This window comes from Citrobacter sp. wls827 (genome assembly GCF_005280875.1).
GTDB lineage: Bacteria > Pseudomonadota > Gammaproteobacteria > Enterobacterales > Enterobacteriaceae > Citrobacter > Citrobacter youngae.
This window is the reverse complement of record NZ_SZWR01000001.1, coordinates 310,894-311,258: the sequence shown is the minus strand read 5'-3', so window position 1 is coordinate 311,258 and position 365 is coordinate 310,894. Positions and strand designations below refer to the sequence as shown.

Sequence of the window (365 nt, the reverse complement as noted above, 5' to 3'; positions counted from 1 at the left end):
CTCACCGCCGGTGCCGTCCCAGAAGCGCAGCGTCAGTCCGGCATGGTTGACCAGGTTGACCTGATTTTTCACCGATGTTTGTACATACAGGCTGTCAGCCGCTTCCGGCGCGTTAGCAATATCCATCACATTGTTAGTCAATGTGCCGGTGTAGTTGATGACGCGATAGACACCAACATCAAAGCTACCGCCCGGTGAGGTTTCAATGTTGAGCTTACCGTCGAGCGTCAGGGAGCCATTCACGTCGATCAGGTCGTTGAAAGCACCGCCCGGGGTATAAGCCTGACCAAACTGATAATCCAGTTGGGCGTTATCGCTCAGCGTCAGTGAACCGGTGGTCAGTTTGCCCACGCTGTTGATGGCGG

At 55.1% G+C, this 365-nt stretch carries 1 protein-coding gene; it reads right to left on the bottom strand.

Translation table 11 applies throughout. The features are described 5' to 3' along the window. A partial coding sequence (locus FDX03_RS22910) for a hypothetical protein (protein ID WP_249356962.1) occupies window positions 1–365 on the bottom strand: 365 nt, incomplete at both ends.